Annotated in this window: 17 protein-coding genes; 3 read left to right on the top strand and 14 right to left on the bottom strand. The window is 60.7% G+C overall.

Going from position 1 to position 18,705, the window contains the following annotated elements; translation table 11 throughout:
- Positions 1-29 precede the first annotated feature (29 nt).
- The 14 genes from KJB29_RS11970 to KJB29_RS11905 form a co-directional block, all read right to left on the bottom strand.
- Complete coding sequence (locus KJB29_RS11970; RefSeq protein WP_215734782.1) at positions 30-707, bottom strand: ABC transporter ATP-binding protein; 678 nt, start codon at positions 705-707, stop codon at positions 30-32.
- Positions 700-1,971 carry a lipoprotein-releasing ABC transporter permease subunit gene (locus KJB29_RS11965; RefSeq protein WP_215734781.1) on the bottom strand — a complete coding sequence of 424 codons (1,272 nt, stop codon included), beginning with the start codon at positions 1,969-1,971 and terminating at the stop codon, positions 700-702. Before KJB29_RS11965 ends, KJB29_RS11970 begins: the two co-directional genes overlap by 8 nt.
- Before the next feature lie 77 nt (positions 1,972-2,048).
- The gene (gene lysS, locus KJB29_RS11960) at positions 2,049-3,524 is read right to left on the bottom strand and encodes a lysine--tRNA ligase (RefSeq protein ID WP_215734780.1); all 1,476 of its coding nucleotides are present in this window, start codon (positions 3,522-3,524) and stop codon (positions 2,049-2,051) included.
- A gap of 123 nt (positions 3,525-3,647) precedes the next feature.
- Positions 3,648-4,628 carry a DUF4140 domain-containing protein gene (locus tag KJB29_RS11955; protein WP_215734779.1) on the bottom strand — a complete coding sequence of 327 codons (981 nt, stop codon included), beginning with the start codon at positions 4,626-4,628 and terminating at the stop codon, positions 3,648-3,650.
- Positions 4,629-4,671: 43 nt separating this feature from the next.
- Positions 4,672-5,145, bottom strand: a complete 474-nt coding sequence (locus KJB29_RS11950; RefSeq protein ID WP_215734778.1) for an FKBP-type peptidyl-prolyl cis-trans isomerase — start codon at positions 5,143-5,145, stop codon at positions 4,672-4,674.
- Positions 5,146-5,160: 15 nt separating this feature from the next.
- Entirely contained in the window at positions 5,161-5,637 is a 477-nt protein-coding gene (locus KJB29_RS11945) for an EVE domain-containing protein (protein WP_215734777.1), read from the bottom strand.
- 18 nt (positions 5,638-5,655) lie between these two features.
- Positions 5,656-6,897: a DUF1015 domain-containing protein gene (locus KJB29_RS11940; RefSeq protein ID WP_215734776.1), complete on the bottom strand. Its 1,242-nt coding sequence runs from the start codon at positions 6,895-6,897 to the stop codon at positions 5,656-5,658.
- Between the two features lie 32 nt (positions 6,898-6,929).
- Entirely contained in the window at positions 6,930-7,730 is an 801-nt protein-coding gene (locus tag KJB29_RS11935) for a C40 family peptidase (protein ID WP_215734775.1), read from the bottom strand.
- Positions 7,730-8,849, bottom strand: a protein-coding gene (gene prfB, locus KJB29_RS11930) for a peptide chain release factor 2 (RefSeq protein ID WP_215734774.1) whose coding sequence is annotated in 2 segments (ribosomal slippage) — positions 7,730-8,779 and positions 8,781-8,849 — 1,119 coding nt in all. Because the reading frame shifts where the segments join, the coding sequence is not laid out codon by codon here. The genes KJB29_RS11935 and prfB overlap by 1 nt, the downstream gene beginning before the upstream one ends.
- 11 nt (positions 8,850-8,860) lie before the next feature.
- Entirely contained in the window at positions 8,861-10,426 is a 1,566-nt protein-coding gene (lnt, locus tag KJB29_RS11925; RefSeq protein ID WP_215734773.1) for an apolipoprotein N-acyltransferase, read from the bottom strand.
- Positions 10,426-11,280 carry a hemolysin family protein gene (locus KJB29_RS11920; RefSeq protein ID WP_215734772.1) on the bottom strand — a complete coding sequence of 285 codons (855 nt, stop codon included), beginning with the start codon at positions 11,278-11,280 and terminating at the stop codon, positions 10,426-10,428. The genes lnt and KJB29_RS11920 overlap by 1 nt, the downstream gene beginning before the upstream one ends.
- Positions 11,281-11,323: 43 nt before the next feature.
- Positions 11,324-12,031, bottom strand: coding sequence for a diacylglycerol kinase (locus KJB29_RS11915; protein WP_187148484.1), 708 nt, complete (start codon positions 12,029-12,031; stop codon positions 11,324-11,326).
- A 70-nt stretch (positions 12,032-12,101) separates the two neighbouring features.
- Positions 12,102-12,554 carry an rRNA maturation RNase YbeY gene (gene ybeY / locus KJB29_RS11910; protein ID WP_215734771.1) on the bottom strand — a complete coding sequence of 151 codons (453 nt, stop codon included), beginning with the start codon at positions 12,552-12,554 and terminating at the stop codon, positions 12,102-12,104.
- Positions 12,451-14,859: an HD family phosphohydrolase gene (locus KJB29_RS11905; protein ID WP_215734770.1), complete on the bottom strand. Its 2,409-nt coding sequence runs from the start codon at positions 14,857-14,859 to the stop codon at positions 12,451-12,453. Before KJB29_RS11905 ends, ybeY begins: the two co-directional genes overlap by 104 nt.
- Positions 14,860-15,118: 259 nt before the next feature.
- On the opposite strand from KJB29_RS11905, the gene eno reads away from it, so the two are divergent.
- The 3 genes from eno to KJB29_RS11890 all read left to right on the top strand — a co-directional run bounded on the left by eno (position 15,119) and on the right by KJB29_RS11890 (position 18,606).
- On the top strand, positions 15,119-16,408 hold the full coding sequence (gene eno / locus KJB29_RS11900; RefSeq protein ID WP_215734769.1) for a phosphopyruvate hydratase: 1,290 nt from the start codon (positions 15,119-15,121) through the stop codon (positions 16,406-16,408).
- A gap of 147 nt (positions 16,409-16,555) precedes the next feature.
- Positions 16,556-18,010 carry a nicotinate phosphoribosyltransferase gene (locus KJB29_RS11895; protein WP_215734768.1) on the top strand — a complete coding sequence of 485 codons (1,455 nt, stop codon included), beginning with the start codon at positions 16,556-16,558 and terminating at the stop codon, positions 18,008-18,010.
- The gene (locus KJB29_RS11890) at positions 18,007-18,606 is read left to right on the top strand and encodes a nicotinamidase (RefSeq protein WP_215734767.1); all 600 of its coding nucleotides are present in this window, start codon (positions 18,007-18,009) and stop codon (positions 18,604-18,606) included. Before KJB29_RS11895 ends, KJB29_RS11890 begins: the two co-directional genes overlap by 4 nt.
- Positions 18,607-18,705: the final 99 nt, after the last annotated feature.

Below are 18,705 nucleotides of genomic sequence, written 5' to 3'. Positions count from 1 at the left end.
AATGTACAGCTGTATATGCGCTGATTGCGTTAATCGGCAACGACCCGGCCGTCCACCAGACGGACCGTCCGCCCCATGTAAGATGCAAGTTTCTCGTTGTGGGTAACGATGACGAGCGTCCCCCCCCGCTTCCGGTGAACACGCTCAAGGGTTTCATGCACTTCGTCACTGGTCTTCATGTCGAGGTTGCCGGTCGGCTCGTCAGCCAGAAGAAGCTTTGGAGAGAGAACCAGCGCCCTGGCAATGGCGACCCGCTGCTGCTCCCCTCCCGAGAGTTCACCCGGTTTATGGGTAAGACGATGCGCAAGCCCGACCTCCCCAAGAAGCTCCCTGGCCGGCGCTGCTGCATCAGAGCGCTTAACGCCGGCAATGAGCAGCGGCATCATGACATTCTCAAGGGCCGTGAACTCCGGCAGCAGGTGATGGAACTGGAACACAAAGCCGATGGAGTGGTTCCTGAACGAGGCCAGGGCCGCATCACCCAACCGGAAGACATCCTCTCCCCCGAAGCGCACACTGCCCGAAGTCGGTCGGTCAAGGGTTCCCATAATGTGGAGAAGCGTACTCTTCCCCGTCCCCGAAGCCCCGACGAGGGCGATGGTTTCGCCTTCGGCCACGGTCAGATTTATCCCCTTCAGAACATCGACTCGGGTTTCCCCGGAACCGTAACCCTTCGTGAGATCCATCACCTCAAGGAGACTACTCATAGCGCAGCGCCTCCGCAGGCGGCAGCTTCGACGCCTGCCAGGACGGGTAGAGGGTCGCCACGAGCGATATGAGTACCGCCGTCACGGAAATCAGGACAACGTCGGAAAGGACCACCCGGGAAGGGAAATGGTCCAGATAATAGACATCCTTACTAAAGAGTTCGAAACCGGTCACCTTCTGCACGACGCCGACGATCGGCTCCAGATTGTAGGCCACGAGGAGGCCACCGATGACCCCGATGACAGTCCCGGAGATCCCTATTATGAGGCCCTCCAGCACGAAAATCTTCATGATGCTTCGTCCCGTGGCCCCCATGGACTTGAGGATCGCAATGTCCTTCGTCTTTTCCAGAACCACCATGAAGAGCGTCGAGGCAATGCCGAAGGCAGCGACCAGCACGATCAGGGTCAGAATGACGAACATTACCATCTTTTCCGTCTTCAACGCAAAAAGAATGTTCTTGTTCATCTGCATCCAGTCCCGTGCATGGAAGGGGAAGCCGAGCTCGCGGTCGATTTTTCGTACCAGCTCTCCGGTCCGATAGACATCCTGCACCCGGAGCTGAATGCCGGTGGCGGCGTGACCGAGGGAGAGGAACTCCTGGGCCTCGGAGAGCCCCACATAGGCGAGGGTGGAATCATACTCGAACATGCCGGTATTGAAGAGCCCCACGACACGGAACTGCTTCATCTTAGGTACCATGCCGAGGGGTGTTATGTTGCCGAGGGGGGAAATGACGTTGACCGTGTCGCCGGGGTAAATATTGAGGGAACGGGCAAGCTCTCGACCGATAATGATGCCCGGTTTGGGAGGCTCCGGGGTCGCGAGGGGAAGGGGCGAACGCTCAAGGTCTCCGAGCTTACCCTCCACAAGTGATCGGTGAAGATTGGTTACCAGGGGATCGGTCTTGACGTCGATGCCACGGAGCACCACGCCGGAGACATTGGAGCCGGTGGATAGCATGACCTGGCTGTAAATAAACGGGGTGGCGGCCACAACCCCCTTCATTTTCTTGAGCCGCTCCATGATGGCGGGATAGTCTTCCATGGTGCCGCTGGACTTCAGGACCACCACGTGGGCGTTGGTTCCGAGGATCTTTTCCTTCAGATCCTCCTCGAAACCGGTCATAACCGCCAGCACGACAATGAGAGCCATTACCCCGAGGGCGACTCCGGCGGTGGAGATAAAGGTGATGATCGATATGAAGGTCGACTTCCGCTTTGCCTTGAGGTAGCGGAGGCCAATAAAGAGCTCGTAGGACATTTTGGATCCGGGGACCGTGGACCGGAAATCAGGGACCGCAGAAGGCCCCTGATTCTCGATCTGCTTACGGAATCCCGTTATTTCTCCTTGCGAAGTTGCGGGAAGAGAATGACGTCCCGGATGGACGGGGAGTCGGTCAGGAGCATGACGAGGCGGTCAATGCCGATCCCTTCTCCGGCAGTCGGAGGCATCCCGTACTCAAGGGCGCGTATGTAGTCCTCGTCCATGTAGTGGGCCTCTTCGTCACCCTTGGCTTTCTGGGCAACCTGACCCAGGAAGCGCTCCTTCTGGTCCACGGGGTCGTTGAGCTCCGAGAAGGCATTGGCCATCTCGCGGCCGGCGCAAAAGAACTCGAAACGGTCGACGATATCGGGATCCTTGTCGCTCTTGCGTGAAAGGGGCGACACCTCCGTGGGATACGCAGTGATGAAGGTGGGCTGGATCAGCTTTACCTCCGCCACCTCCTCGAAGATCTCGGTGATGAGCTTGCCGTAGCCCACGTCGGCCGGCAGGTCGAGCCCGATGCTCCGGGCGTAGGCATAGGCCAGGTCGCGATCTTCGAGGGATTTTGCGTCGATGTCGCCGTACTCGAGGATCGCCTCCTTCACGGTAAGCCGCTTCCAGGGACGCTGGAAGCTGATCTCCACCCCCTGATAGGTGAAGTCGAGGGTTCCGAGCACCTCCTGGGTTACGTGACAGAGAAGCTCCTCGGTGAAATCCATCAGGTCCTCGAAGGTGGCGTAGGCCTGGTAGAACTCCATCATGGTAAACTCTGGGTTGTGACGGACCGAAATTCCCTCATTGCGGAAGTTGCGGTTAATCTCGAAGACCCGCTCGAACCCTCCGACCACCAGACGCTTGAGATAGAGCTCCGGCGCGATGCGGAGGAAAAGCTCCATGTCGAGGGCGTTGTGGTGGGTGACGAAGGGGCGGGCCGTGGCGCCGCCGGGAATCGGCTGCATCATGGGCGTTTCCACTTCGAGGAAATCGTGCCGCACCATGAATTCGCGGACCAGGTTGACGATCCGGGAGCGCTTGACGAAGACCTCCCGCACCTCGGGATTCACGATCAGGTCAACGTAGCGCTGGCGATATCGGGTCTCGACATCGGTGAGACCGTGGAATTTCTCCGGAAGGGGAAGGAACGATTTGGTGAGGAGCCTGACCTCGCTCGCGTTAAGGGAGAGCTCGCCGGTCTTGGTGCGGAAGGGAGTGCCGGTGGCGCCGATAATGTCGCCGATGTCGAAGGACTCAAAGGCTTCATAGGCCTCGTCACCGAGAGTGTCCTTGCGCACGTAGAGTTGTATGCGCCCCTTGCGGTCCTGGAGCTGGACGAAGGCGGCCTTGCCGAAGGAGCGGCGGGCAATGATCCGACCGGCCACCACAAAGGGGTCTGCCCCCTCTTCTATAATCTCGCACGTTCCATACGCAGCCACCACATCCGCCGATGTGTGCCGGGGTTTATAGTCATTGGGGTAGGGGTTGATCCCTGCCTCCCAGAGGGCATCGACCTTGCGCCGCCTTTGAAGCAGCAATTCGCTCAGTTCTTCCATGTGACGTGTAATCCCTTTCTCTGTGCCGGTTTCAACCGGTTTAACAAACCGGCAAATTAGCCCACGGGCAAAGCCAAGTCAAGATAAAACCGGGAACCTTTCGGGAGATCCCGGTGCCAGTCCTTACTCCTGAAGCCTTCCCGCCACAACATCTTTCAACTCTCCGGACGAACTCCCCTCGAAGCGGACCGCCCCCAGATACTCTCCGTTCAGGTAGCAGGCACCGCCACCTGCCATGAGACGCTCGCCGGTCGTGTTTCTGAAGGCGAAGCTCACCCCGCTCTGGGGAGCCCGGAAGGGCTCTTCCCTCTCAACGGGGAGAGAAAATCTCGCAACCGGCGCGAGGTTGGAGGAAACGGAAACTGCCTGGACATCCGGTGTCGCATCAACGACATTCTGGGCCACGACCGACACCTTGTCCCGCTGGACGCCAGGAAGCTGAGCCTTAACCGTTACCTCAACCATCCCGTTCCCCCTGAGCCTGAAATCGTAGAATGGGGTCCAACCGGTTCCCGTGGTGAGAAAACTGTAGGAAGCGCTTCCCTTTCCAGAGAGCCATACACGGGCCACGCTTCCACCGATCCCCCCTTCTTTCTTCAGGGCTTCGATGCGGGCATCGACCGTCTTGAGCCCCTCCTCTGCGCGGCGACGCCCACGGTAGACCTCCTCCAGTTGGGTCACGGCGTAGTCGGTCCCCTTTCTGATGGTGTCAAGGGGCTGGGGATTATTCTTAGTCTTACGGGGGGCTTTACTGCTCTGGGATTTGGCTGCGGCCTTGAAAATCTCCTGGCGGACGTCCAGGGCCTTCAACCGGTCTTCCAGGGTGCGGCGCCGTTCCATGAGATCCTTCATCTCTTTTTCAGCCTTGGAGTCAGGCCGTGCGGGGACAACATCCACCCGCGCTACAGGCACCGACCCGGCGGGGCGTACTCGAAACGAGCCGGGGATGTAGTTGCCAGGGAGCGGCAGTTCCAGGTACCCCTTGGGGGCGGGAGCCACACCTTCGACTCGCGTGCCGTCAAGGAAGTAGGTTACGTTTTTAGGAGCCGCAACTGCAGGTGACACAACCACAAATAGCATGACCGCAACGATCAGAAACCGCATAAGCCCTCCCTGGCAGTTCAGTTGTGCAGCATGAAACCGTCGGTTACTTCGCAACCTCGAGCAGTTCCACTTCAAATATGAGGGTCGCGTTGGGGGGGATCACGCCGCCGGCCCCGGCAGCGCCATACCCGAGTTGGGCCGGCACGATGAGACGCCGTTTGCCCCCCACCTTCATGGTCATCACCCCTTCGTCCCAGCCGGGGATCACCTCGCCGGCGCCGATGGTGAAGACAAAGGGCTCGTTCCTGTCCACGGAGCTGTCGAACTTGGTGCCATTCTCGAGCCAGCCGGTATAGTGAACTTTCACGGGCTTGCCCGACGTCGGCTTGGGGCCGTTGCCGACAACGAGATCCACGTAGGAAAGCCCCGACGGTGTCGTGACTGCTCCAGCCGGCGCCGTGGAAACGACGGCGGGCTTGGCCTCCCCCAAGGACTTCGCGTCCTTGTCGGAACACGCGGCAATGGCAACCCCGGTGACAAAGAGAAACAGAACGAGCAACTTTTCAACGGATCTCACGTAAACCTCCCTGCTTCAATCAATTCCGCCCAGGCGGAGGATGTATTCCCACTCGTGTTGCGTCACCGGCTGAACCGACAGGCGGCTCCTCTTGAGAAGCACCATACCGGACAGTTCGGAATGTATCTTCATCTCGTTGAGGGTTACCGGCCGCTTCAGGGGCCTGACATACCTCACGTCAACCATGTACCAGACAGGATTGTCCCTGCTCGCCCGGGGGTCGAAGTGTTCGGCCGACGGATCCAGTGCCGTCCAGTCGGGATAGCCTTCGCTCACCACCTCGGCGATGCCGACGATCGCGGGCTCGGGGATGTTGCTGTGGTAAAAGAGAACTCCGTCACCGGGCTTGATCTCATCCCGCATGAGATTGCGGGCCTGGAAGTTCCGCACCCCGTCCCAGTGCTCGGTGCCGTTGGGGCGCGCCTTCAAGTCCTCGAAGGAGAAACAGGAAGGCTCGCTTTTGAAGAGCCAGAAACGGCGCTCGCGCATCACGATCATCCCCCCGGGGAGTTACGAGAGCTGGTGGACAAAGAGCCCGCTGCGCAGTTTCGGCTCGAACCAGGTGGACTTGGGGGGCATTATCTGCCCGGCATCGGCCAGCTGCATGAGTTCTTCCATGGAGGTGGGGTTGAGAGAGAAGGCGATCCGATAGCCCCCGCCATCCACGAGCCGCTCCAGTTCGTCGGTCCCCCGGATTCCCCCCACAAAGGAAATCCGCTGGTCGGTGCGGGGGTTGCGGATGGCGAGAATCGGACTCAGCAGATTGTTCTGGAGGATGGAGACATCCAGGTGCGACACCGCATCCCCCTCGTCGAAGGTTCCCTCCCTGGCGACGAGTTGATACCAACGCCCCTCAAGGTACATGCCGAATTCGTGCCGCTGGGACGGCGCGAATCCCCCGGCTGCCGGTGTTATGGCAAAGCGCTCGCCGATGCGGGCCATCAACTCGGCGACGGAGTGGCCGTTCAGGTCCTTCACCGCCCGGTTGTAGGGCATGATGTTCATCTCGCTGTCGGGGAAGATGACCGTGAGGAACCAGTTATACTCCTCGTTCCCCGTGTGGCCGGGATTGGCGGCACGCCGCAGTTCCCGCACACGGCCGGCAGCGGCGCTCCGGTGATGGCCGTCGGCGACGTAGAGGGTTTTGATGGCGGCAAACCGCGTCGTGAGATCATCGATGACCGCCCGGTCGCTGATGATCCAGAGGGTGTGGATGACCCCATCGTCGGTGGTGAAGTGATAGGTAGGTTCACCGGCGGCCACGCCGGCCACGATGGCGGTTATGGCGGGGTCGTTACGGTAGGTGTAAAACACCGGCTCGTCGTTGGCATCCAGGTAATCGATATGCCTGACCCGGTCCTCTTCCTTGTCGGCACGGGTCAGCTCGTGCTTCTTAATGACGCCGCTCTCGTAATCGTCCACACCGGCACAGACCACGAGGCCCGTCTGCTCGATGGCCCCCATCCTCTGGCGGTAGACGTAGTAACACTCGTCCCGGTCCAGGATAAGAGTTCCCTCGGCGATGAAGCGCTGCATGTTCTCGCGCCCCTTCACGTAAACCTCTTCGGCATAGGGGTCCACCTCCGCCGGAAGATCGATCTCGGGACGGGAGACATGGAGAAAACTGTATGGATTGCCAGCAGCCATGGCCTTCGCCTCCTCGACGTTCATGACGTCATAGGGAAGCGCTGCGACCTTCTCGGCCAGAGATTTTGGCGGGCGCAGTGCCCGGAAAGGTTTGATCAGTGCCATGAAATTACCTCATTTTCGAAACTTCGTCTGAATTAGAAATACCTGCGTCCACCCATGAACTTCTTCGTAAAGTAGTTCTCGTCGAGCGATGAGATCTTGATGTCATCCCCACGACGGGGGGCATGGACGAACCGCTTGTCTCCCACGTAGATGCCCACGTGGTTGATGCTCTCCTCGGATGAGCCGAAGAAGACCAGGTCGCCATCCTTCAGGCCGTCACGGGCCACCGGGTCCCCCACCTTGAACTGTTCCCGGGAGGTGCGGGGAATGTTGACACCACAGAGGTTGTAGACGGCGCGGGCGAAGCCGCTGCAATCCATCCCGTCCACAACGGTATTACCCCCCCAACGGTAGGGTATCCCCACAAAACGTTCTGCGGTACGGGCAGCAATCTGCCCCATGTCCTTCTCCCCCTTCGGGGCTTCGGGCTGCTTCTTGCGGGGCTCTGCGGGAAGACGGCCAATGGTGGCCGCAGGCTCCCGTTTCACCACGGTTTCGCGCTTGCCGGAAAGGTCCTGGGGCGGAGCGATGAAATAGGCGCCGATAAGGCCGTCGGAAACCAGCTTCCGGGCCTCCTTCTGGGCAGCCTGCTTGGAGGGGAAATCGCCGAAACGGACGGCGTAGAGACCATTGTCCCGCTTGAAGTAGAAGGCTTCGATTCCCCGCACCTGGAGCTGGGCCGCCAGGCGTTCGGCGTTTTTCACCTCGGAAAAGGCCCCCACCTGGATGGCGTGGCCGATGCGGGAGATTCCCGCCCGCGGCGCGGCACAGCCGGCGGCCGCCAGGAGGGAGACGACAATAAATGCTAGCAGATGAACGACGAATCTCTTCATCAGTCTACGGTGTCCTTAACGTCCCGGCGTACCCCCATGAGGAAGGCGACGATGAATTCCTCGAGATCGCCGTCCAGGACCGCGTCGGGGTTGCCGGTTTCGACGCCGGTCCTCAGGTCCTTCACCATCTTGTAGGGATGCAGGACATAGGAGCGGATCTGGCTTCCCCAGCCGATCTCCTTCTTCTCGCCGCCGATCTCGGCGGCCTTGGCCTCCCGCTCCTGAACCTCCTTCTCGTAGAGCTTGGCCCGGAGCATCTTCATGGCGGTCGCCTTGTTCATGTGCTGGCTCCGCTCGCACTGGCTGGCAGCCACGAGGCCCGTGGGGATATGGGTTACCCGGACGGCTGAATCGGTAGTGTTCACGTGCTGACCGCCGGCCCCGCTGGAGCGGTAGGTGTCGATTCTCAGATCCGCTTCGTTGATCGTTACCTCGATATCGTCCTCGATCTCGGGGAAGGCGAAGACCGAGGCGAAGGAGGTATGTCGCCGGGCATTGGAATCGAAAGGAGAAATCCGCACGAGGCGGTGGATGCCGGCTTCGGCCTTAAGATAGCCGTATGCATACTCACCGTCAACGGTAAAGGTGGCCGACTTGACCCCAGCCTCGTCGCCGCCCTGATAGTCGGTGATCTCCGTTTTCCACCCCTTGCGCTCGCAGTAGCGGAGATACATCCTGAGCAGCATCTCGGCCCAGTCCTGGGCCTCGGTGCCCCCTGCGCCGGCGTTGATGGAAAAGTAGCAGGCGTTCTTGTCGTGGGTGCCCGAGAGCATCCGCTGGAACTCGGCCCCCTCCACATCCTTTTCCAGTTGGTCATTGAGTGCCCGGACCTCGTCGAGGGTCCCCTCGTCCCCGGCCTCCTCGCCCAGCTCGATCAGCACCCGGATATCGTCGGCCTGACGGGTCAGACGGTCCCAGAGCTCCAGGATCTTCTCGATCCGCGTCCGTTCCCTGAGGAGTTGCTGGGCCTTCTCGTTGTCATCCCAGAAGCCGGGGGCCGCGATATGGGCCTCCATCTCCTGGATATCCTCCCGCTTGCTGTCTATGTCAAAGAGACCCCCGGAGCTTGGCGATGCGCTCCGAAAGATTTTCAACGCGGGCTACTTCTTCTCTGAACATCCATGACTCCTTTATTGATGGTGAATACTCTTTCTTCTGAAAGCAAGGGCCGCAACCACCGCCGCGCCCGCAACACACGCCCAGGCGAACACGTCGCCATAACGGTTATAGAAGCTCTCACCCTCTCCCAGCCTCACCTCGCCGTTCAGCACCGCCTCCTGGAAGAGAGGGGTCATCCCCCGGATGTGTCCCCTGCTGTCGATGATGGAGGTTATGCCAGTGTTGGCAGCCCGCACCAGCGGCACCCGGTTCTCCACGGCACGGAAGACGGTCATGGAGAGATGCTGATAGGGGGCCGAGGAGCGTCCGAACCAGGCGTCGTTGGTGATGTTGACAAGGAGGCGGCTCCCGGCCCGGACGTAGGCACGGGAGAGTTCCGGGAATATCCCCTCGAAGCAGACGAGGATGCCGATCCTCCCCTTGCCGGTGTCCAGGGCGGCTATCTGCGCACCGGGCGAGAAATCGCCGATGCCTGCCACGAGCTTGTTCACGAAGGGAAGGAGTTTTGCCATGGGGACATACTCGCCGAAGGGGACCAGGTGAATCTTGTCGCTGCGGCCGATCACGTCCCCCCACGGGGAAAGGAGAAAGGCGCTGTTCAGGTACTTCAGCCGCTCCCCGTCCTTCTCGAAGGCGGGGCTTCCCACCACGGCGCAGGTTTTGAGTTCCCTGGCGAGCCCCTTGATGCGGGAGGCGTACCGCGGCTCGTCCTGAAAATAAAACGGGGCCGCGCTTTCGGGCCAGACCAGAAGATCGGAAGGGCCGGCGGCGCAGGCCTTGCGCGACAGCCGCTCGTAGATGGCGACGGTTTCCTCCTGGAACGACGGATCCCACTTGATGTTCTGGTCGATGTTCCCCTGGATGAGGGCCACCTTGAACGGCGCACCGCCCTCGGGGACATGGAGGCGCTTGAAACCGTAGGCAATGGTAACCAGAAGCAGCACGAGCAGGAGTACGACGCTCTTCACCGGGTAGGGAGCTGGATCCCGGGCCGCAAAGCCGCGGATGATCCGGAAGAGGACCACGTTTGCCAGGGCGATGAGAAAGCTCAGGCCGTAGACCCCGGTGATGTCGGCGATCTGAATGAGGGGAAGGGTCCGGTACTGGGTGTAGCCGAGGCTCGCCCAGGGGAACCCGGTGACGAGGAAGGCGCGCCCATACTCCAGCCCCACCCAGAGGAGCGGAAACGAAATGAGCAGGGAAATCCCCCGCTCCTCCCCCCGCCGGACCAGATAGGCCACCACGGCCGGATAGAGGGCCAGGTAGGACACGAGCATGGAAAGGACGCCGACGCTCACGATCCACGGAAGCTTTCCGTAGGTGGTGACGACAATGGTGATCCAGTAGAGAATCCCGGCGTAGGCGGCGAGTCCGGTGACGAACCCCAGCCGGAAGGCCTTGCGGGGGTCCTTCCGGCCGCAGGCGAGCAGGAGCGGCGCAAACGCGATCCAGGCCAGGGGGGAGATGCCGGGGCTCGGGAACGAGAGGGCAAGGAGCACCCCCGAGAGAACCGCCATCAGGTAGTCACGCCGTGGAATGGCGTCAAAATCGGGCATCCGTAATCTGCGGTAGTCCACTACCCTTCGGTCTCCTCGGAGGCGCCGGCCCTGCGGGCCACCCGCACCTTCCTGATATTCCGCTCGCCACCCTCAAGGACAGTCATCCGAAGAGCGTCGTTTTCGATCTCCTCGCCGACCTTGGGGATCCGCCCGGTCAGGTGGAAGATGAGCCCGGCCACGGTGTCGAACTTCTCCCGCTCGATTTCGATGCCGAAGCGCTCCTCAAGGTCTTCGATGGGGAGTCTGGCATCCACAAGGACCGAGCCGTCGGGCTCCTCCACGATCCAATCCTCCTCAAGGTCGTACTCGTCCTGGATATCTCCCACGATCTGCTCCAGCAGGTCTTCGATGGTGACGAGCCCCGACGTGCCCCCGTACTCGTCGATGACGATGGCGATATGGACCCGTTTGCGTTTGAACTCCTGGAGGAGCTCTTCCAGGTTCTTGGTCTCGGGAATGAAGTAGGGGGTGCGCATAATACGCCTGATATTGATGGAGGAGTCCCCCATCCCCCAGTACTTGAGGAGGTCCTTGGCGTAAATGAGGCCGATGATGTTGTCGACAGTCCCGTCGTAGACCGGAATCCGCGAGTGGCCGCAGGTTATGATGGTCCTCAGCACCTCTCCCACCGAGGTATCGGCGGAGACGCAGGCCATGTCGGTGCGCGGCACCATGATCTCCCTGACCACCGTGTCGCGGAGCTCGAAAATGGAGCGGATCATCTCGTTCTCTTCCGGGTTGATGAGCCCCTCTTCCTCGCTGGCATCGATGATATCCTGGATCTCCTCTTCGGTGATCCGCTTCTTGCCGGTCAGAAACCTGCCAAACATGTCCATCAGTCCGGCGCTTTTCCTGCCAGAGCCCTCGTCCAAGGCCTGTATTCCTCCTTTGTCGTACAGTGGCGTATAAAAACGCCTATTTCATGAACCGGAACAGCATCAACACCAGGAGGGTGATTCCCGTCCCGGTGGCCGCGCCGAAAACCACCTCGCGCATGGTGTGGATGTTGAGCAGGAGCCGCGAATGGCTCACCATGACGGCAAGGATTATGGCCAGGATCGAAGTGAGGGGATCCTGGGTATTGAGCGTGACCAGCGTGGCGATGGAAAAGGCCACTGCCGCGTGTCCGCTCGGCAATCCCCCCTCCAGCGGCGTCCCCTTGCCGGAAATCGACTTGAGGATCACCACCACGATCACCACCGCCAGCAGGGCCACCACCGCCCCCATCTCCGACGGGGTACCTATCATGGCAAGCGCCTCCTTGTAAATGGGAAAGATGTAATGGGACAGGATCAGATAGCCCATGACCGCTGCGCCGATGGCCGCCACGAGCACCCCGCCGGCGGCCACATCCTTAGCGATCCTGGCCAGGGGGTGGTACTCCGGCGACACCATGTCCACCACCACCTCCACTGCCGTATTCATGAGCTCGGCAAAGAGCACGAACGAAACAGAGACTGCCAGAAGCGTGAACTCCAAGGCCGACACCCTGAGAAAAAGCACCGCGAAGAGGAGCACCAGGGCCGACAGGAAGTGCCGGCGCATGTGCTTCTGGGTGCGGGTGGCCCAGAATATCCCCTCGATGGCGCAGTTGACGGAATCGATGAAGCGCGACGGCTTCACGGGGTCGCCGTTGGGCAACGTGGGGGAAGGCCGAAGCGGGCTCCCCTCGGCGTCCGTGTCTCCGTAGGGGCTAGACAAGCCCTTCCCTCTCCAGGATCGCGAAGAGTTCCCGCTCCTTCGCCTCCATCCGCCGGGCCTCGGCCTCGCCGCTCCGCTCGTGGTCGTAGCCGGCAATGTGAAGGATGCCGTGGAGCAGCAGAAAGCAGAGTCGGGACCAGAAGGAGACTCCCCCCTCTTCCGCCTCGCGGGCCGCCGTGTCCGCGGAGATGATCACATCCCCCAGCATGGCGGGATTGAGGGCGCCGAACTCCCCCTCGGCCATGGCGAAGGAGATGACGTTCGTGGGGCGGTCCTTGTGGAGATACTCGCGGTTGACACGCCTGATGCCGAGATCGCCGGTTATGACCACCGACAGCTCGCTATCGGGATATCCCAAGGCGCTTAATATCCTCTCCGCCACTTTTCTGAGGCGTGGCGTCCCGATCGGGTGCCGCCTTTGCCGGTTCGCTATCGCTACCTTCACTCGGTTTCTTACCTCCGGTCGGTTTCTCTTTTTCCTTGTAGGCCGGCTCCGGATAATCGATGCGGTGGTGGTAGATGCCGGCCAGGATGCGGTTGAAGCTCTTGGCGATTTCGTGGAGGTTCTTGAGGGTCAGCTCGCACTCATCGAGCTGACCGTCGATGAAGATGTTGTTGATGATCTTCTGCACCAGCCCTTGGATGCGGTCAGGAGTCGGGTTCACGAGGGTGCGGGATGCAGCCTCCACGCAGTCGGCCAGCATGACCACGCCCGCCTCCCGGGACTGGGGCTTGGGGCCGGGATAGCGGAAATCGCGCTCGTGCACGGCCTGTCCGTCACCGGCCTGGGTTTTTGCCTTCTGGTAAAAGAAGCTCATGAGGGCCGTGCCGTGGGACTGCCGGATAATATCGACAATGGGGCGCCCCACCCGATGCTCGCGGGCCAGCTCAACCCCCTCCTTCACGTGTGAGATGAGAATGAGGGCGCTCATGCTCGGGGCAAGCTTGTCGTGGCGGTTATCGCCTCCTCCCGTATTTTCGATGAAGTACTGGGGCTTGCTGATCTTGCCGATATCGTGGTAGTAGGCCGCCACTCTTGCCAGGAGCGGATTCGCATTGATCGTCTCCGCGGCCGCCTCCACCAGGTTCCCCACCAGGACACTGTGATGGTAGGTGCCGGGAGCGCGGACCATCAACTCCCGCAGTATCGGCGAATTGAGGTTGGAGAGTTCGAGGAGCTTGATATCGGTCACGTAGTGGAAAACGGTTTCGATCAGGGGGATAGTGCCGGTAACGATGGCCGAGCAGAGGAGTCCGCCGGCCAGGGCGAAGAGGGCGCACCAGATGGTCTGGAGGGAGAGGAAACTGTCGCTCATGGTCTGGAAGGCAAGCGCCATGGCGAAGTTGACCACGCTTACCTTAATCCCGGCCGTGTAGATGCGGCTCCGGTCCTTGCAGTGGCGGACGCCGTGAGCGCCGACGATCCCCCCGAGCAACCCGTAGACCACCACAAAGAGACTGTTGTTGAACATGATACCCAGGAGCGGCGCCGTGATGGCCGTATAGACCATGGCCACTTCGGAGTTGAGGATGATCCTGATCAGCATCGGACCCACGGCAAAGGGAAAGAGGTAGAAGTAATCACGGGCATCGATGCTGGGAAATGGTGTCCCCAGGGCCGCCGAGATGGTCAGAGCGATCTTGAGCAGAAAGAACATGCCGGCCGTAACCAGGGAAATGAGAAGCAGATCCTTGGTGACGGGGCTGAATTTCCGGATGTTCTTACGGGCGAATCGGTAGGGGAAATAGAGGATTACGAGAACAAGGCCAAAGAGGCCGATGCCGGTGAAAAGTTTGTTGATGTCCCCCCCCGCAGAGGAAATCATCTCGAGCTTCTGGACCTGCTCAGCGGTTACCCGCTCACCCACCCTGACGATCATCTCCCCCTGCTTCACCTGGAGGAGGACCGGGCGGACCGAATACCGGGCCCTCTCCTGGGCCTGCTCGGTCAAATCCCTGCTGAAGGTCAGATTCGGCCGCACCCCTTTCCCCACGAACCCCTTCAGAGTCTCGATCTCCCGCGGAGAGAGGCCGGGGGTGCCAATCTTCATCCCCTTGACGATCTCCTGAACCTCGGCAGGCTCGATGGGAGAAACCGTGTACTCCATTTTCCCCAGCGATTCGCCGGTCCGAGCATCAACAAGGACAATGCCGTGGGCTGTGTCACCGGCAAAGGATCGCTTGTCGACCACAATCTTGTTGGCATAGAGCCGTTCGGCCAGGGCACGCACATGGTCCATCAGGCCGGCATCGGCCCCGAGTCGCATGAGGAGGGCTTTCTCCGCAGGTGAAAGGCTGAATCCGAAAAGCCCCCTCAGGGATTCGTCCAGCCCCACCCCCTGGGAAGGCTCGGCGGTTGCAGCCTGCTGAAGGAGAGCAAGGGCCTGGTCGACGCGTCCCACCAACTCGCCTGCCCCATCCAGTGAGAAAGCATACACGTAAGGGACAGCAGCCTCGGCCTCATTGCGCTTCTTTTCGGTGAGGAGACGGTCCTCGAGAAGATAGTCCTGGGTCGCCCTGATATCGGTAGTGGCGATATCCCCGGCCTTGTATCGTACGGAAAGGAACTCCTGGCGGGGCAGGATGAGCAGGGTGAGGACAAACGCGGTAAGAAGGAGGAGAACCCGGCGATTCCTGGCGTCCTGGCGCGGATTCGAAAAACGCTCGAGGAGATTGTTAAAGAGCCTCCCGACGGATCGAGGGAGAGAGGCACGCATTTCATGATCAGTGTTACTGCTTTGGGTGGGCATATCTAATTAATCGTATTGTTACCCTGTTGGGCACGGGAAGTGCCGTTACAGTTGCAAGGAGCATAACGTATTGAGAAAAATACTATATCGTTCCTCTCAGGGGCCTGTCAACTCCGATGACGGTCTCTCCTCCGGAACGCCGTGTCACCCCTGCCATACACATTAAAAATGTTTCCTTTCAGCATCAATTCTGATATATATTCCGCTGTTTTGCCTATGGTCGGAAGACCAAAGTACATATTTCTGCAAGGGGGCCAGAATGAGCGAAATTACCGATGTCTACGCGCGAGAGATACTCGACTCCCGCGGCAACCCGACCCTGGAGGTCGAAGTTTTCCTGGAGTCCGGCGTTATGGGAAGGGCTGCCGTTCCCTCCGGCGCATCTACCGGCGAGCGCGAGGCCTTGGAGCTTCGCGACGGAGACAAGTCCCGCTACCTCGGCAAGGGGGTCCTCAAGGCAGTCGACAACGTCAACAACATCATTGCCGAGCAGATCATCGGCATGGAAGCCACCGACCAGATCGGAATCGACCAGCGGATGCTGGATCTGGACGGCACCGAGTACAAGAGCAACCTGGGAGCCAACGCCATTCTCGGCGTGTCCCTGGCAGTGGCCAAGGCCGCAGCCGAAGAAGTGGGGCTCCCCCTCTATCAGTACATCGGCGGCAGCAACGCCAAGGAGCTTCCGCTCCCCATGATGAACATCCTGAACGGCGGCGCCCATGCCGACAACAACGTCGACATCCAGGAATTCATGATCATGCCGGCCGGCGCAAAATCCTTTGCCGAGGCGTTGCGCATGGGGGCTGAGATCTTCCATGCCCTGAAGGGTGTCCTGAAAGGTAAAGGATACAATACCGCCGTTGGTGACGAAGGCGGTTTCGCCCCTAACCTGAAGTCCAACGAAGAGGCCCTGGAAGTCATCATGGAGGCGATCCAGAAGGCCGGCTACAAGCCGGGCGAGGAAGTGCTCCTGGCCCTGGACGTGGCCTCTTCGGAACTCTTCAACGATGGCGTCTACACCCTGGAGAACGAGGCCGAGCCCAAGAAAACCCCGGCCCAGATGGTCGATTTCTACGAAAACCTCGTAAACAAATACCCGATCGTCTCCATCGAGGACGGCATGGCCGAGAACGACTGGGACGGCTGGAAGCTCCTCACCGACCGCCTGGGCAAACGAATCCAGATCGTCGGCGATGACCTCTTCGTCACCAACCCCCGTATCCTCAAAGAGGGGATCCAGAAGGGGATCGCCAACTCGATCCTGATCAAACTGAACCAGATCGGCTCCCTCACCGAAACCCTGGACGCCATCGAGATGGCCAAGCGCGCCGGTTACACCTGCGTCATCTCCCACCGCTCGGGCGAGACCGAGGACACCACCCTGGCCGACCTCTCCGTGGCGGTCAACGCCGGCCAGATCAAGACCGGTTCCCTCTGCCGCACCGACCGGGTCGCCAAGTACAACCAGCTCCTGCGGATCGAGGACGAGCTCGACACCACCGCCCTCTTCCGGGGCAAGGATGTCTTCTACAACATCCGCAAGTAGTCGGGGCGGAACACCATAGCAACACGATGAAAGGCGGGAGCGATCCCGCCTTTCATTCGTTTGGGCACCTCGCACCCCTGAACCGCCAGCCAGTGCGAATGTGGTATACTCATCACCAATCACCATCCCTCGCAACGGAGACATGCCATGCGCTACTCACCGCTTCTGACCGACCTCTACCAACTCACCATGCTTGCCGGCTATCTGGAAGAAGGGATGGCCGACAAACCGGCGGTGTTCGACATCTTCTTCCGGCACAACCCCTTCCAGGGGGGGTATGCGGTGTTCGCCGGCCTTGACACGGCCCTCGGCTACCTGGAGAACCTCCAGTTCACGGAGGATGATCTCGAATATCTCCAGGGGCTGGAAATCTTCCGCCCCCGCTTCATCGATTTTCTCCGTTCGCTCCGGTTCCGGGGGAAGGTAACGGCCCCCCCGGAGGGGACGGTGGTTTTCGGCGCCGAGCCCCTGGTGACGGTGGAGGCCCCCCTTGCCCAGGCACAGCTGGTGGAAACGGCGCTCCTGAACATCATAAACTTCCAGACCCTCGTCGCCACCAAGGGAGCCCGCATCGTCCATGCGGCTGCCGGCGGCACGGTGCTGGAGTTCGGCCTGCGCCGCGCCCAGGGCCCCGATGGGGGGGTGAGCGAGGCTCGGGCCGCCTACATCGGCGGGGTACGGAGCACGAGCAATGTGCTGGCCGGGAAGCTCTTCGGCATCCCGGTAAAGGGAACCCACGCCCATAGCTGGATCATGGCCTTCTCCGATGAACTGACCGCCTTCCGCGCCTATGCCGATGCGTTCCCCGACACCTGTATCCTCCTGGTGGACACCTACGACACCCTCAAAAGCGGCATCCCCAACGCCATCACCGTTGCCAGGGAACTCCGCTCCCGGGGGCAGGAACTGGCGGGGGTGCGGATCGACTCGGGGGACCTGGCCTATCTCTCCCGGGAGGCGCGGCGGATGTTCGACGAAGCGGGCTTTCCCGGAGTAAAAATCGTCGTCTCCAACGAGCTGGACGAATTTGTCATCGAATCGATGCGGAGCGAAGGGGGACGGGTCGACATCTACGGCGTGGGAACGCGGCTTGCCACCTGCGCCGGAGAGGGGGGAGGCGCCCTGGGCGGAGTCTACAAGCTGGTCCGGATCGGCGACCGACCAAGGCTCAAGGTAACCAGCGACATCGCCAAGGCAACCCTCCCGGACCGCAAGCGGCTCCTGCGGGCCGTGGCCCCCGACGGATCGTTCATCCAGGACGTGATCTGTCTCGCCGGAGAGGAAATTGCCCCCGGCGCCACGGTATTTGATCCCACCAACCCTCTCCAGTTCGTCACCATCCCGCGGCAGGCCCGCTTCGAGGATATCCGTGGCGTTGTGATGGAGGACGGTGTGCGAACGACGAAGGCCCCTCCCGACCTTGACGAAATGGCTGATCGCGGCCGTGACCAGCTCGCCCGTCTCCCCCAGGGATGCCTGCGCTTCATCAATCCCCACAAATACAAAGTCTCCATCAGCGCCGGACTCAACGAACTGCGGCTTCGGCTTCTGGAGGAAGTTCAGCGGGGATATCACAGTCTCCGGCACGAGGAAAATCCATGAGGAGTCTATCAGCCCTTCTGATCGTCGACGTCCAGAACGATTTCTGCCCCGGAGGCTTGTTACCCGTACCAGAGGGGGATCGGGTCGTCCCGCTGCTCAACCGCTACATGGAGCTTTTCAGAGAGAAAAAGCTGCCGATCATCGCATCCCGGGACTGGCATCCGGCCATCACATCCCACTTTCGGGACTTCGGCGGCATCTGGCCGGTCCACTGCGTCCAGGGGAGCAAGGGGGCCCGGTTCCACCGCGACCTGGCCCTTCCGGACGACGCCATTGTGATCTCCAAGGGACAAGACCCGGCTCAGGACGCGTATTCCGCGTTCCAGGCGACCACGGAAAGCGGCGTGTCCTTCCCGGAACTCCTTAAAGAGCTGGGTATCACCAGACTTTTCGTGGGGGGCCTCGCCACGGACTACTGCATCAAGGAATCGGTTCTGGACGGGCTGCGCCACGGTCTTGCGGTAACACTCCTTGAGGATGCGGTGCGGGGGGTCGACCTGACTCCCGGCGACTCGGCAAGGGCCATCGAAAACATGGTCGTTGCCGGCGCGGTGCGGATGAATTTCAGCAGGCTTCAGGCCGACCCTCCTTCGTGACCGTCCATGAGAGGGAATACATCCCGTTTGACTTTTGAGGGGGAAAGCGCTAGAGTGACTCGTCTCAAATCCCCATGAAATCAAAGGACAATTCCCGTA

Source organism: Geobacter grbiciae (assembly GCF_018531165.1).
Classification (GTDB): domain Bacteria; phylum Desulfobacterota; class Desulfuromonadia; order Geobacterales; family Geobacteraceae; genus Geobacter; species Geobacter metallireducens.
This window is presented reverse-complemented; position numbering and strand designations above follow the sequence as displayed.